At 68.5% G+C, this 13,630-nt stretch carries 12 protein-coding genes; 8 read left to right on the top strand and 4 right to left on the bottom strand.

The annotated features are described in order from the left end of the window. Positions 1-2: 2 nt before the first annotated feature. Together G3N62_RS05040 and G3N62_RS05035 are read left to right on the top strand one after the other, a co-directional pair. A complete protein-coding gene (locus tag G3N62_RS05040; RefSeq protein ID WP_124669972.1) occupies positions 3-881 on the top strand; it encodes an SDR family oxidoreductase in 879 nt (292 codons plus the stop codon). A 156-nt stretch (positions 882-1,037) separates the two neighbouring features. After that, positions 1,038-1,961, top strand: a complete 924-nt coding sequence (locus G3N62_RS05035) for a recombination-associated protein RdgC (RefSeq protein ID WP_124669971.1) — start codon at positions 1,038-1,040, stop codon at positions 1,959-1,961. Positions 1,962-2,057: 96 nt separating this feature from the next. Here G3N62_RS05035 and G3N62_RS05030 read toward each other — a convergent pair whose 3' ends face one another. Continuing rightward, positions 2,058-3,128: a hypothetical protein gene (locus G3N62_RS05030; protein WP_124669970.1), complete on the bottom strand. Its 1,071-nt coding sequence runs from the start codon at positions 3,126-3,128 to the stop codon at positions 2,058-2,060. Positions 3,129-3,385: 257 nt separating this feature from the next. Then, positions 3,386-3,787: a hypothetical protein gene (locus G3N62_RS05025; protein WP_124669969.1), complete on the bottom strand. Its 402-nt coding sequence runs from the start codon at positions 3,785-3,787 to the stop codon at positions 3,386-3,388. 527 nt (positions 3,788-4,314) lie between these two features. Here G3N62_RS05025 and G3N62_RS05020 point away from each other — a divergent pair. Genes G3N62_RS05020 through G3N62_RS04995 form a run of 6 tightly spaced genes read left to right on the top strand, consistent with a single transcriptional unit; the run spans position 4,315 to position 11,166 of the window. Beyond that, complete coding sequence (locus G3N62_RS05020) at positions 4,315-4,875, top strand: GNAT family N-acetyltransferase (protein WP_124609823.1); 561 nt, start codon at positions 4,315-4,317, stop codon at positions 4,873-4,875. Between the two features lie 58 nt (positions 4,876-4,933). Then, entirely contained in the window at positions 4,934-5,881 is a 948-nt protein-coding gene (locus G3N62_RS05015) for an ABC transporter substrate-binding protein (protein WP_034191331.1), read from the top strand. Positions 5,882-5,933: 52 nt separating this feature from the next. After that, on the top strand, positions 5,934-6,983 hold the full coding sequence (locus G3N62_RS05010; RefSeq protein WP_124669968.1) for an LLM class flavin-dependent oxidoreductase: 1,050 nt from the start codon (positions 5,934-5,936) through the stop codon (positions 6,981-6,983). 7 nt (positions 6,984-6,990) lie between these two features. Beyond that, positions 6,991-8,343, top strand: coding sequence for an LLM class flavin-dependent oxidoreductase (locus tag G3N62_RS05005; protein ID WP_034191329.1), 1,353 nt, complete (start codon positions 6,991-6,993; stop codon positions 8,341-8,343). Between the two features lie 59 nt (positions 8,344-8,402). After that, positions 8,403-10,199 (top strand): amino acid ABC transporter permease/ATP-binding protein, encoded by a 1,797-nt coding sequence (locus G3N62_RS36245; RefSeq protein WP_124669967.1) that lies wholly within the window; start codon positions 8,403-8,405, stop codon positions 10,197-10,199. A 34-nt stretch (positions 10,200-10,233) separates the two neighbouring features. Further along, complete coding sequence (locus G3N62_RS04995) at positions 10,234-11,166, top strand: ABC transporter substrate-binding protein (RefSeq protein ID WP_124669966.1); 933 nt, start codon at positions 10,234-10,236, stop codon at positions 11,164-11,166. A 70-nt stretch (positions 11,167-11,236) separates the two neighbouring features. Here G3N62_RS04995 and G3N62_RS04990 read toward each other — a convergent pair whose 3' ends face one another. Further along, positions 11,237-12,331 (bottom strand): LLM class flavin-dependent oxidoreductase, encoded by a 1,095-nt coding sequence (locus tag G3N62_RS04990; RefSeq protein WP_124669965.1) that lies wholly within the window; start codon positions 12,329-12,331, stop codon positions 11,237-11,239. Positions 12,332-12,392: 61 nt separating this feature from the next. Then, positions 12,393-13,340, bottom strand: coding sequence for an ABC transporter substrate-binding protein (locus G3N62_RS04985; protein ID WP_124669964.1), 948 nt, complete (start codon positions 13,338-13,340; stop codon positions 12,393-12,395). Positions 13,341-13,630 lie beyond the last annotated feature (290 nt).

Here is a 13,630-nt window from a genome sequence, read left to right as displayed (position 1 = left end):
ACATGTCCAAAACCATTCTGATCACCGGCGCCAGCAGCGGCTTCGGCCGCGATACGGCGGAGACGCTCTCGGCGGCCGGGCACCGCGTATTCGCGTCGATGCGCGACATCGCCGGCCGCAATCGGCCGCATGCCGACGCCCTTCGGGCAACAGGCGTGCACGTCGTCGAACTCGACGTGACGGACGACGCGTCCGTCGAGCGCGCCGTCGCTTCCGTGCTGGACGATGCCGGGCATCTCGACGTCCTGGTCAACAACGCCGGTATCGGATCGGCGGGTATTTCCGAGGCGTTCACGGCGAAGCAGGTACAGGCACTCTTCGACGTGAATGTATTCGGCATCCAGCGAACGTCGAGGGCAGTACTTCCGACTTTCAGGAAACAGGGCGAAGGCCTGATCGTGAACATCGGCTCGATACTCGGCCGCGTGACGTTTCCGTTCTTCGGTCTCTATGGCGCATCGAAGTTCGCGCTTGAAGCGCTGACCGACAGCTATCGCTACGAGTTGTCGACGTTGGGCATCGACGTCGTTCTCGTTCAACCCAGCAACTATCCGACAAATATCTTCGCGAGCGCGCAACGGCCCTCCGACGCCGCGCGCGCCCCCGGCTACGGTGAAGTCGGTGCGATTCCGGACAAGATGGTGGAGACCCTGATGACGCTGTTCGCGAGCGACGACGCGCCGAATCCGCACGACGTCGCCGAAGCGATCGTGCAGTTGGTCGAACAAGCAAACGGTACGCGCCCACCGCGTTGGGTCGTCGGACAGTCATTCGGTACGGACGCCCTTAATGCCCAATCGGCCTCGATTCAGGCGCAGGTGCTCGACGGCCTCGGACTGGCGCACCTCGCCGAGCCGAAAAGACGATCCGCGGCGGCTTGAGGGTGCGGCCGACGCAGAAGCCCATATCGCCCAGCGGCACTGCCCTCGTCAGCTTCGCGCCGGCCGACGGCCGTCATTTCCGTCGAGGGCGATGACGGCTACTCACTGCTGAAGCCGTCCCTGTCATATAGAATGACGCGCTTTGCCCGTACACCTATGTGGTTCAAGAACCTTCAGCTTCATCGTCTTCCGGGGCCCTGGGCCGTTACCCCCGATCAGATGGAAAAATGGCTGGCGCCCCACGCGTTCCAGCCGGCCAACAGCCTCGAGATGCAGCGCCACGGCTGGGCGTCGCCGCGTGACGACGGCGCGCTCGTGTATTCGATCAACCGGCAGATGCTGCTGGTGTTTCGCGCCGAAAAGAAGCTGCTCCCGGCATCCGTCGTCAACCAGGTGACCAAGGCGCGGGCGCTTGAAGTCGAGGAACAGCAGGGCTTCAAGGTCGGGCGAAAGCAGATGCGCGAACTCAAGGAGCAGGTCACCGACGAGCTGCTGCCGCGCGCGTTCACCATTCGCCGCGACACCCGCGTGTGGATCGATACGGCGAACGGCTGGCTCGTCATCGATGCGGCAGCACAGGCGCTCGCCGACGACGTGCGCGGCCTGCTCGTCAAATCGATCGATCAGTTGCCGCTCGCCGGCGTTCAGGTGGCGCTGTCGCCGGTCGCCGCGATGACGGATTGGCTGTTGTCGGGGGACGCGCCGGGCGGATTCACCGTGGACCAGGACGCCGAGCTGCGCTCGACCGGCGAAGGCGGCGCCACCGTGCGATACGTCGGCCACGCGCTGGAAACGAACGACATGCGCCGGCACATCGAGGCCGGCAAGCAGTGCATGCGCCTCGCGATGACCTGGAACGACAGGATCTCGTTCGTGCTGACACCGTCGCTGACGATCAAGCGTGTCACGCCGCTCGACGTGATCAAGGAAGCCGCGGATCCCACTGCCCAGAACGACGACGAACGCTTCGACTCGGACGTCGCGCTGATGACCGGTGAACTCGCGCGGATGTTGACCGATCTCGTCGATATCCTGGGTGGCGATCAGCAGGACGCGATTCAACGGGCGGCCGCGGCCTGAACGCCGTCGCGGGGCGACGCTCGTCGGCCGCGCGCCGAAGCAGCCGCCGGCCGGCGTCGGCGCCGCTGCGATTGCGGGTTGCCCGCATGCCGGCCGTCAATCGGACGACGCCGGCGACGCGTTTCCCTGCGGCGCACCGCACTGATGACAATGCGGGAAGAAATAGAAATTCCGGCCGCCGCATCCGCATACGTTGAAGAGCCGCAATCCGCAATGCACGCAGAACGTGGCATCGTCGCCGCCGAGATTCCATTGCTTGTCGCATGACGGGCAGCGCTTTTTCTCGAGCGAGCGAACGGCCTTTTCGTATCCGATCGTCCGTGCACGTTCCCCCTGGTCCTGCTGCAGTTCGAGCCGCTTGCGTTCGGCATAACGCTGAAAGGCCTTCATCATGTAGAGGCCGGCGAATACCGTGAGCACAATGCCGACCAGGACCCGGACGTAGCCACCGAAATTCGGCAGGTACGGGACCAGTTCGATGAAAAACGCGCTCAGCGCGAACAGGCCGAAACCATAGACGAAAGGCCAATAGCGCGCGTTGCGGTAGCGGATGAACAACCCGATCGCGATCAGCAGGATCGGCAGCGTCAGCGCCAGCCGCAGTCCGAACACCTGCAACTCGTAATGCCGGGTCGCCGCGTCGAAGCGCTTTTCGGCTGCGGCGTCCGCGTCGGCGATCTGCGTGTCGACTTCAGTCTGCCGCGATGCCAGTGCCCGTTGCTGGTCACCGATCGCGTCGATCTGATGCTGCCAGTTGGTCACCACCGCCTGGAGCGTATCGAGCTTGCGGGTTCTCGCCAGAATGTCCGGGTCCCTCGCACCGTCTCCCGTCGCCGAGCGGGTTGCCAGCCAGTTGCGGAAGCTTTCCTTCTCGGCCGCGTACGCCTTCGCGGCGCGGCCGCGCGCCACTTCCATCGTGCTCGCCTGCTCGGCGAGCGCGTCGCGCCGGGCCTGCAGATCGCGCCGCGCCGCGTCCAGGCGCGCTTTCGTCGGCGCATCGGCGAATTGCTCGATGACGGGCGGCCCGCCGCTCGGGGCGAACGCCATGTCGCGAATCACGAGACTGCCGAGCATGTTCAGAAAAACGGCGAAGACGATTGCAATCCCCCATGAAGCGAGTCGCAGCAGCCGCGCTGGACGGGTCAGGCCGTCGCTCGAAATCCTCATTGTTTTGCCCTTGTTGGAATGGTCATGACCGGATTTGAGTCAGCCCTTTCGGCTGCGCCGGTATTGCCGCCACGTCTTGTACAGGGACGGACGGCACGCGCGCTGGCCGATCATCCGCGCGCGACGGCCACTGAAGAATATCGCATGTTCAAGCGGCCCCTGAACGCCGTTCGGACCGGCACGGCAGCCAGGTACCCGTGTCGTCAGGTCGGCGCCGCTCCGCTCGGCCGGGCAGGTTCGGCATGCCGGCGCGCAAGCTATCCGAAAACGCGCGTCCAAATCGCACGAAGGCGTCGCGCGCGGTCTTCGAGGAGATAGGAGGCTGCCAGCGCCAAGAGCCCTGAAATGACGCCCGTCAGGATGTGCTCGACATAGGGGATGCGGTAGTGACTCGTGTGCGAATACGCGTCGCCCAGCGTCGTCAGGATGCCGACGACCAGCGCGTTGCCGAATCGGTGCGCGTAGAGTTTCGCCGCGGGCGTGAAAGTCAGGAGGACGGCCAGGAGTCCGGTAAGCAGGCCGGTATGAAAGGCAATGGTCCAGTGGGCAACGCTCATGATATTGCCCCAGCTTCCCGGCATGCAGGTCATGCATGCGCTGGTCGGCTGCCAGAAACGCTGCGCAAACAGTCTGACGCGGTGCTTCCACTCGGATGCCATGATGCATTCCCGTCAATGCCGTTGTCCCGGCCCCCGCCGCCGCCCGTCTCGTCGAAACGGTTACCTGACCTCCAACGAGCCTGCCGCCGTCGTCCCGGATGGGTTGGCCGTGCGCCGTCGACGCCGGGCAATAACGGGGCATGGGGCAATACTACCGGCAAGATCGACGCCCGGATAGCCGGGCGCGGCGCCACGCCGCCTGCTTCTGTCGGCCAATCCCCCGCCTTCCTCTTCGTCGATCACCCGCCAAACGGACCCGGCTTCGCGCAGCACCCGGTTGCCCCACCCCACGCCGGTTGCGAGCCTTCTGACGCCGCCTGCGAAATCCTTATCGAAATTGCTTCGTTCGCCTTTGCCCGTCGCGCCGCTAACGTGTTCGAAACGGCGGCGGCGCGCCCCCGGCATCGCAGGATGCGCAGCAACCGCCGCCATCACGACAACCGCGCCGCGATAACGGAACAGACCGGACGGGCCGCGTGCCCGCACCCCGCCAGGAACGTCCGCATCGCGCGCCCTTCGCGATGCCCATGGCCACGAACGACCGCATCATCGACACGACGCCGCTCGACGTCCGCGCGCAACCGCTGATCGACGCGCTGATCGACGAGTATTCGACCCGTTACGACGCATACCGCCCGGACAGCCGCGCGTCCGCGCGCGACGAACTCGCGCGCTACCCGGCCGACCTGTTCGCGCCGCCCGAAGGCGCATTCGTCCTGCTGCTGCGCGACGACGAGACGATCGGCGGCGGCGCGTTCAAGCGCTACGACGCGCAGACCGCCGAACTCAAACGCATCTGGACGCGCACCGACCTGCGCCGCCAGGGCCTCGCGCGACGCATCGTCGAAGCGCTCGAACTGCGCGCCGCGCGACAGGGCTACCGCCGCCTCTACCTGACCACCGGCTTTCGCCAGCCCGAAGCGTGGGCGCTGTACGACCGCACCGGCTATACGCGGCTGTTCGATGCGTCGATCGACCCGGAAGCGTATTTCCACCTGCGCTTCGGCAAGGATCTCGTCGATCCGTCGCGCACCTCGACGCTCGCCGACCTGTGGGCGCCCGTGCCCGAACCGGTGCTGCCGCGCTGACGGCGCCGCGCCGGACACCTCATTTCTCGCCTTCCGCCTTCCACCACAGGACGTTTTCATGCACCGAGCCGTACCGCTTTCTTCCCGCACCGTGCGCACGCTGGCCGCCGCGCTGATCGGCCTCACCGCCTTCGCCGCCGCGGCAGCCGCCGCGACGTTCGACCTGAGCCCCGAGCAGCGCGGCCGTCCGCGCGGCACGGCCGACGCGGCGGTCGAGCGCGCGGTGCCCGCGTCGTTCAAGTTCGCGGAGCCCGGCACGCTGACGATCGGCATCGCGCCGAGCCTGCCGCCGATCAGCTCGTATGCGACCGACGCGCGCACGGTGATCGGCTTCGACGCCGACATCGGCCAGCTCGTGTCCGACAGCCTCGGCCGCAAGCTGAAGATCGTCGCGCTCGCGTGGGCCGACTGGCCGCTCGCGCTCGAATCGGGGAAAGTCGACGCGGTGATCTCGAACGTGACCGTCACCGAGGAACGCAAGCAGAAGCTCGATTTCTCGACGTATCGCAAGGATCAGGTCGGCTTCTACGTGCGCAACGACAGCAAGATCCAGGCGATCCGCGAGCCGAAGGACGTCGCCGGCCTGCGCATCGTGACAGACGCCGGCACCAACCAGGAAAAGATCCTGCTCGCCTGGGATCGCGAGAACGTCGCGCACGGGCTGAAACCGGTGCAGATCCAGTACTACGACGACCAGGCGATGCGCATCGTCGCCGTGCAGTCGGGCCGGGCCGATGCGGTGTTCAGCGTGAACTCGGTGCTCGCGTACCAGAGCGCGCAGCAAGGCAAGACGCGGCTCGTCGGCGCGATCAGCGGCGGCTGGCCGCGTACGGCCGACATCGCGATCGCGACGCGTCGCGGCAGCGGCCTCGCCGATCCGCTGACCGTCGCGCTGAACGGGCTGATCAAGAACGGCCGCTACCAGCAGGTGCTCGACCGCTGGAACCTCGCGTCCGAAGCGATCGATCAGTCACGCACGAATCCGCCGGGGCTGCCGAAGAGCTGAACACCGCGCGCCACCACCGCCCATCCCCGCTCACGCAGGAACGCCGCCCATCATGTCTTATTCGCTTTCGCTGCTGGACAAGAGTCCGATCGCCGACGGCGCGACCGCCGCCGACGCGCTGCGCTTCACCACCACACTCGCGCGGCGCGCCGAACAGCTCGGCTACGCGCGTTTCTGGGTCGCCGAGCATCACGGCACACCGGGCTTCGCGAGCTCGGCACCGGAAATCGTCGTCGCGCACCTGCTCGCGCATACGTCCCGGATCCGGATCGGCTCGGGCGGCGTGATGCTGCAGCACTACAGCCCGTTCAAGGTCGCCGAGACGTTCAAGCTGCTGGCCGCGCTCGCGCCCGGCCGCGTCGATCTCGGCATCGGCAAGGCGCCTGGTGGCCTGCCGCTGACCACACGCGCGCTGCAGTGGTTTCACGACAAGGCGCGCAAGCCCGACTTCGCGGGCCAGCTCGCGGAGCTCGACGCGTTTCTCGGCTGGGGCGTCGCCGAAGATCATCCGCTCGCCGGCGCGGTCGCGATGCCGGTGGCGCCGCAGCCGCCCGAGCGCATCCTGCTCGGCGGTTCGCCGGAAAGCGGTGCGCTCGCCGCGCGCAACGGCTGGCGCTTCTGCTACGCGGGCCATTTCAACGGCGACGATGCGAATCTCGAACGCTCGCTCGATGCATACCGCGGCGCGGGCGGCACGAAGCCGCTCGTCGCGCTGTATGCGGTCGCCGCGCCGACGCGCGACGAAGCCGAGCAATTGATCGGGCCGCTGAAGATCTTCAAGCTGCAGTTCGCGGGCGGGCAGAGCTTCAACCTCGCCAGCGCGCAGGCGGCCGCCGAATTCGCGCGGCAAAGCGGCGCGTCCGACTACCGGATCGACGAACTGCACCCGACCGTGCTGGCCGATACGCCCGAGCGCATCCACCGCGCGCTCGACGCGTTGAGCCGGCGGCTCGACGTCGATGCATTCGTGATCGATTCGCCGGTGACCGACTACGCGGCGCGGCTCGCGTCGGCCGAATGGCTCGGCGGCGCGCTGTCGGCCACCCCGTTGCAGGCGGCCCTCGCGGCCGACCGCGCCCTCTCCCCTGACCAGAACGCGTGACGCTCCCATGACGACCCGACGATCGATCCCCTTCGGCCTGATGCTGCAAGGCGCAGGCAGCCACATGAACGCATGGCGGCATCCGAGCAACCCGCCGGACGCGAGCATCAACCTCGACTTCGCGATCGGCGTCGCGCGCAAGGCGGAAGCCGCCGGCATCGCGTTCGCGTTCGTCGCGGACGGCCTCTACATCAACGAGAAGTCGATCCCGCACTTCCTGAACCGCTTCGAGCCGCTGACCGTGTTGTCGGCGCTGGCGGTCGCGACGAAGAAGATCGGGCTCGCGGGCACGATCTCGACGTCGTACAGCGAGCCGTTCACGGTCGCGCGCCAGCTCGCGTCGCTCGATGCGATCAGCGGCGGCCGCGCGGGCTGGAACGTCGTGACGACGCCGCTCGAAGGCACCGCGAGGAATTTCGGCAAGGCGCATCCCGATCACGAACTGCGCTACGAGATCGCCGACGAATACCTCGACGTCGTGCAGGGCCTGTGGGACAGCTGGGACGACGACGCATTCGTGCGCGACCGCGCGACCGGCCGTTTCTTCGATCGCGACAAGCTCCACACGCTCAACCACCACGGCCGCTTCTTCCAGGTCGCGGGGCCGCTGAACATCCAGCGCTCGCCACAGGGGCAGCCGGTGATCTTCCAGGCCGGCTCGTCCGACACCGGGATCGGACTCGCGGGCAAGTACGCGGACGCCGTGTTCACGCATTCGCCGTCGATCGAGGAAACGGCCGCGTTCACGCGGCGCGTGAAGCAGAGCGCGATCGAGCACGGGCGGCAAGCCGGCGACGTGAAGATCTTCCCCGGCGTCGGGCCGATCGTCGGCCGCACGGCCGCCGAGGCGGAAGACAAATACCAGGCGATCCGCGACCTGCTGACGATCGACGAGGCGCTCGCGTACCTCGGCCGCTATTTCGATCACCACGACTTCACGCAGTACGCGCTCGACGCGCCGTTCCCGGAACTCGGCGACCTCGGCCGCAACAGCTTCCGCTCGACCACCGACCGGATCAAGGCCGACGCGAAGCGGAAAGGCCTGTCGCTGCGCGAAACCGCGCTCGCGGTCGCCACGCCGCGCCCGAACTTCATCGGCACGGCCGAGCATGTCGCCGACGAACTGATCCGCTGGCACGATGCGGGCGCCGGCGACGGCTTCATCCTCGGTTTTCCGGTGCAGGCGCAGGGCGTCGACGATTTTGTCGAACTCGTGATTCCGGTGCTCGAGGCGCGCGGCCGCTACAGCCGCGACCTGCCCGGCGCGACGCTGCGCGACCACCTCGGCCTGCCGCGCAAGGCAAGCCGCCATGCGGCGCCCGGCGCGCCGCACGAAACGGCGGCCGAAGCGCACGCCTGACGCCGCCGCGCCGCCCGTGCGCGGCGCGCCCGCCCGACGACTCGAGGATTTCCAACGACATGAGCGACACGACCCATCTCGGCGGCGCACTGCCGCCGCTCTCTTCCCCCGGCGCGCGCGACGCCGGCACGCGTTTGCGGATCGTGCCCGCGCGCCACCGGTCGCGCACGGCCGGCACCGTGCTCGCGCTGGTGCTGATCGCGATCGCGCTGCATTCGATCCTCGGCAATCCGCAATGGGGCTGGCCGGTGTTCGCCGAATGGTTCCTGTCGCCGCCGGTGCTGTCGGGGCTCGCGCGCACGCTGCTGCTGACGCTGCTGGGTGCGGTGTTCGGCTTCGCGCTCGGCGCGTTCGTCGCGCTGGCCCGGCTGTCGCGTTCGCGCCTGCTGTCCGCCAGCGCCTGGACCTTCGTGTGGCTGTTCCGCTCGATTCCGCTGATCGTGCTGCTGCTGATCCTGAACAACCTCGGCTACCTGTACGAACACGTGCGGCTCGGCGTGCCGTTCACCGACATCGTGTGGTTCGAGGCGCCGACCACCGACCTGATCAGCCCGTTCCTCGCGGCCGTGCTCGGCCTCACGCTGAACCACGCGGCCTTTTCCGCGGAAGTGATACGCGGCGGCATTCTCGCGGTCGACCAGGGGCAGCTCGAGGCAGCGGCCGCGCTCGGGTTGCCGCGCGGCCGCCAGACCACGCGGATCGTGCTGCCGCAGGCGATGCGCGCGATCCTGCCGACCGCGTTCAACGACCTGATCTCGCTCGCGAAAGGCACGTCGATGGTGTACGTGCTCGCGATGCCCGAGCTGTTCTACACGGTGCAGGTGATCTACCGCCGCAATCTCGAAGTGATTCCGCTGCTGATGGTCGCGACCGTCTGGTACCTGATCATCCTGACCGTGCTGTCGGCGATCCAGGTGCAGGTCGAGCGGCACTATGCGCGCGGTGCGCTGCGCAATCCGCCGCCGTCCGTGCTCACGTTCGCGCTCGCGCGCATCGGCGTGCTGTGGCGGCGTGCCGCGGCGCGCCGCGCGGCGGCGATCGCGCCGGCCGCAAGTGTTATCCGCGACGATGTCGCTGCCGACGCCGCGCCGCGCACCGGCGGCGAAGTGGCCGTGCACGGTGTATCGAAGCAGTTCGGCATGCAGCGCGTGCTCGACAACGTGTCGTTCGTCGCGCCGCGCGGCAGCGTGACGGCGATCGTCGGGCCGTCCGGCTCCGGCAAGTCGACGCTGCTGCGCACGATCAACCATCTCGAACGCGTCGACGACGGCTACATCGACATCGACGGCGAACTGATCGGCTATCGCCGCGACGGCGACGTGCTCCACGAGCTGAAGGAGCGCGACGTGCTGAAACGGCGCACGGCCGTCGGCATGGTGTTCCAGAACTTCAACCTGTTCCCGCACCTGACGGTGCTCGAGAACCTGATCGAAGCGCCGGTCGCCGTCGGCGGCGTCACGCGCGACGATGCCGAACGCACCGCGCGCGCACTGCTCGCGCGAGTCGGCCTCGCCGACAAGGCCGATGCGTACCCGCGCCAGTTGTCGGGCGGCCAGCAGCAGCGCGTCGCGATCGCGCGGGCGCTCGCGTTGCGTCCGAAGGTGCTGCTGTTCGACGAACCGACGTCGGCGCTCGATCCCGAACTCGTCAACGAAGTGCTCGACGTGATCAAGGAACTCGCACGCTCGGGCACGACGCTCGTGATCGTCACGCACGAGATCGGCTTCGCGCGCGAAGTCGCCGACAACGTGCTGTTCATGGAGCGCGGGCGCATCGTCGAGGCCGGACCGCCTGCCGCCGTGCTCGATGCGCCGGCCCATCCGCGCACACGCGCGTTCCTGTCGCGGGTGCTGTGATGCGCGCCGCGTCCCATCTGCAAGGAGCCGCACGATGACCGACCGGCGCCAGTTCATCACCGCCGCGCTGGCCGCGGTGACCGTCCTGCCGTGGCAGGCCACGCACGCGGCGGCGGCCACCGCCGATCTCGACCCGCGCCAGGCCGGCCGCCTGCGCGCGGACCGCGACGACGCGGCGATCCGCGCGGCGGCCGCCTACCGCTGGGTGCGCGACGGCGCATTCACGGTCGCGATTTCGCCGCACGCGCCGCCCGTGTCGACCTACGCGACCGACGCGCGCACCGTCGTCGGCGCCGATCCCGATTACGCGCAGCTCGTCGCCGACGCGCTCGGCCGCACGCTCGTGCTGGTGCCGATCGCCTGGGCCGACTGGCCGCTCGGGCTGACGTCCGGCAAGTACGACGCGGTGATCTCGAACGTGGGCGTGACCGAGAAGCGCAAGGAGAAATACGACTTCACGACCTACCGGCTCGGGCTGCACGGCTTCTACGTGCGCACCGGCAGCCCGATCGCGAAGATCGCCGAGCCGAAGGACGTCGCGGGCCTCCGGATCATCACCGGCGCCGGCACGAGCCAGGAGCGCATCCTGCTCGAATGGAGCAAGCGCAACGTCGCGCAGGGGCTGAAGCCGGCCGAACTGCTCTACTTCGACGACGATGCGACGGCGCGCGTCGCGCTGCTGTCGGGCCGCGCCGATGCGGAGCTGAACCCGAACGCGTCGCTCGCGTACGAGGCCGCGCGCAGCGGCAAGATCCGCCGCGTCGGCGTCGTCAATGCGGGCTGGCCGGCCAATGCCGATGTCGCGATCGCGACGCGTCGCGGCAGCGGGCTCGCACCGGCGCTGACGCTCGCGACGAATGCGCTGATCGGCAGCGGTCGTTACGGGCAGGCGCTCGCGCGTTGGGGGTTGCAGAGCGAGGCGATCGCGCGCGCGGAAACCAATCCGCCGGGGTTGCCGTCGTTCTGAACCGCCCATGCAATCGCCCCGGCATGCCGCGAGGGACCTGCCGGGGCGATTCGACGTGCGGGCTGTTCGTCTATGCCGGCACGGCTGCCTGATGCCGGTCGAGTTCCGCAACATGCGCGTGAATCGCCGGAATCAGGTCGCGCCCGTAGGCCAGCGCATCGTCGAGCGGATCGAACCCGCGAATCAGGAACGTCGACACGCCGAGCCGGTAATACGCGCCCAGCGCCCGCGCGACCTGTTCCGGCGTGCCGACCAGCGCGGTCGAATTCCAGCGCGCACCGGTCAGGTTCGCGACACCCATCCACAACCGCTCGTCGAGCACGTCGCCCTGTGCGGCCGCTGCCATCAGCCGCTGCGAGCCCGCATTCTGCGGCGCATGCCCGGCAATCGGCTGGCCGTTCGCGACCCGCGCCGCGCGCACGCGCGCGCGGATCGCCTCGGCCTTCTCCCAGGCGGCCGCCTCGGTATCGGCAACGATCGGCCGGAACGACACGCTGACACGCGGTGCACGCCCGAACGGCGCGGCGGCGGCCCGCACGCGCGCGATCTGCTCGCGCACCGCTTCGAGCGGCTCGCCCCAGGTCATGTAGACGTCCGCATGCTCGCCCGCGACCGCCAGCGCGGCCGGCGACGACCCGCCGAAATAGATCGGCACATGCGGCCGCTGCGTGCCCTTCACGAGCGGCGACGCGCCGCGCAGCCGGTAGAACGTGCCGTCGTGATCGACCGGCGCGTCGGCCAGCCAGATCCGCTTCAGCACGTCGAGATATTCGCCGGTGCGGCGGTAGCGCGCATCGTGCGGCACGAAATCGCCGTCGCGCCGCAGGTCCGCGTCGTCGCCGCCCGACACGACATTCAGCGCGAGCCGGCCGCCGCTGAACACGTCGAGCGTCGCGATCTGCCGCGCGGCGGCCGACGGCACGATCACGCCCGGCCGATGCGCGAGCAGGATGCGGATACGCTCGGTCGCGGCGGCCGCGAACGACGCGACGATGAAGCCGTCCGCCGCGTTGCTGAAATGGCCGACCAGGATCTGGTCGAAGCCGGCCGCCTCGTGCGCCTGCGCGAAGCGGCGCACGTAATCGGGCTGGACGGCCGCGCCGCCCGGTACGTCGACCTCCGCGCCGGGCGTCGCGGTGATCATGCCGATGATGTCGACTGGCATGTCGGAATGTCCTTGGGTGGATCGATCGGGAATCGGGAAAATCGCCGGAATGGCCGCACGGTCACTGCGCGGCGGCCGTCTTCTGCGCGGGTACCGCGACTGCGCCCGCATACGAGCGGTCGAGCAGTTTCGACGTGTCGTACGCGACCGGAATCACGCCGGCCTTGTGCAGGAAGTCGGCGGTATTCTGCGCGTCCTTCGCGGCCGTTTCGTCGACCGGGCCGACGCGCTGCTTCGCGTTGTTCAGCCAGCGGTACGCGACGTCCGGTTCGAGCTTCGCGCGCTTCGCCCACAGGTCCGCGTACTCGCGCGGATGGCTGTCGACCCACTGACGTGCGGCCACCACGCGCCGCAGGAAGTCGGTGATCTCGGCGCGCTTGCCCGATGCGGCCTGCTCGTTCGCGGCGACGAAACTCAGCGCGGGCATCAACCCCTGCGCGGTCGTCACCGTCCGCGCGCCTTGCCGCAGCGCGAGGGTGCTGACGAACGGCTCCCACAGCGACACGGCGTCGACCGAGCCGTTCGCGAGCGCGTTGGTCGCATCGATCGGCATCAGGTACGCGTACTTGACCGAATCGGCGCGCAGGCCCGCGTGTTCGAGCGCGCGCAGCACGAGTTGCTGGCTCCACGCGCCGCGCCAGACGGCGATGGTCTTGCCCTGCAGGTCGGCCACGGTGCGCACGGGCGAATCCTTCGGCACGAGGATCGCGACGCCGTCGAGGCTTTGCCGCGATACCGCGACGACCTTGACCGGCGCGCCGCGCGCGGCCAGCGTCAGCAGCGCGGAATCGCCGAGGAAGCCGACGTCGATCGCATTGCCGTTCAGGCTTTCGGCGACGGGAGCGGCGGCCTGGAAGTGCTTCCACTCGATCGTGTAAGGCAGGTCCTTCAGCGCGCCGGACGCCTCCATCGACGCCTGGATGTTGAAGTAGTTCTGTTCACCGACGCGCAGCGTGACGGTGTCCTTGGCAAAGCCCGGCTGGGCGGCAAGCGCCAGCAAGAGCGCCATGACGATTCGGCTCGACAACGTGATCTCCCGGAAGGTTGGCAGGCGGCCCCGCGAAGGCGGCGCCGCGTCGTCCGCCGAGTGCAACGAAAGGCGGACCGGATGAAACCGGTGACGATACGTCGATCTGCTTTATGAGACAAACGCAATATTCTGCTTTGTAAAGATGCAAATATTTTATGAAGCGAGCGCAATCGCACCGGGCTCGCCCCGGACCGCCGCCGTTCGCCGTTCGCCGTTCGCCGTTCGCCGTTCGCCGTTCGCCGTTCGCCGTTCGCCGTTCGCCGTTCGAA

Origin of the sequence: Burkholderia sp. Tr-20355, from assembly GCF_017104685.1 — a bacterium.
GTDB lineage: Bacteria > Pseudomonadota > Gammaproteobacteria > Burkholderiales > Burkholderiaceae > Burkholderia > Burkholderia seminalis.
The sequence above is the reverse complement of the archived record's forward strand: the minus strand, read 5'-3'. Positions and strand labels throughout refer to the sequence as shown.

Excerpts from the sequence above, each read along its gene's own strand:
- G3N62_RS05040 (WP_124669972.1), top strand. The coding sequence starts at position 3 with ATGTCCAAAACCATTCTGATCACCGGCGCCAGCAGCGGCTTCGGCCGC.
- G3N62_RS05035 (WP_124669971.1), top strand. The coding sequence starts at position 1,038 with ATGTGGTTCAAGAACCTTCAGCTTCATCGTCTTCCGGGGCCCTGGGCC.
- G3N62_RS05030 (WP_124669970.1), bottom strand. The coding sequence starts at position 3,128 with ATGAGGATTTCGAGCGACGGCCTGACCCGTCCAGCGCGGCTGCTGCGA.
- G3N62_RS05025 (WP_124669969.1), bottom strand. The coding sequence starts at position 3,787 with ATGGCATCCGAGTGGAAGCACCGCGTCAGACTGTTTGCGCAGCGTTTC.
- G3N62_RS05020 (WP_124609823.1), top strand. The coding sequence starts at position 4,315 with ATGGCCACGAACGACCGCATCATCGACACGACGCCGCTCGACGTCCGC.
- G3N62_RS05015 (WP_034191331.1), top strand. The coding sequence starts at position 4,934 with ATGCACCGAGCCGTACCGCTTTCTTCCCGCACCGTGCGCACGCTGGCC.
- G3N62_RS05010 (WP_124669968.1), top strand. The coding sequence starts at position 5,934 with ATGTCTTATTCGCTTTCGCTGCTGGACAAGAGTCCGATCGCCGACGGC.
- G3N62_RS05005 (WP_034191329.1), top strand. The coding sequence starts at position 6,991 with ATGACGACCCGACGATCGATCCCCTTCGGCCTGATGCTGCAAGGCGCA.
- G3N62_RS36245 (WP_124669967.1), top strand. The coding sequence starts at position 8,403 with ATGAGCGACACGACCCATCTCGGCGGCGCACTGCCGCCGCTCTCTTCC.
- G3N62_RS04995 (WP_124669966.1), top strand. The coding sequence starts at position 10,234 with ATGACCGACCGGCGCCAGTTCATCACCGCCGCGCTGGCCGCGGTGACC.
- G3N62_RS04990 (WP_124669965.1), bottom strand. The coding sequence starts at position 12,331 with ATGCCAGTCGACATCATCGGCATGATCACCGCGACGCCCGGCGCGGAG.
- G3N62_RS04985 (WP_124669964.1), bottom strand. The coding sequence starts at position 13,340 with ATGGCGCTCTTGCTGGCGCTTGCCGCCCAGCCGGGCTTTGCCAAGGAC.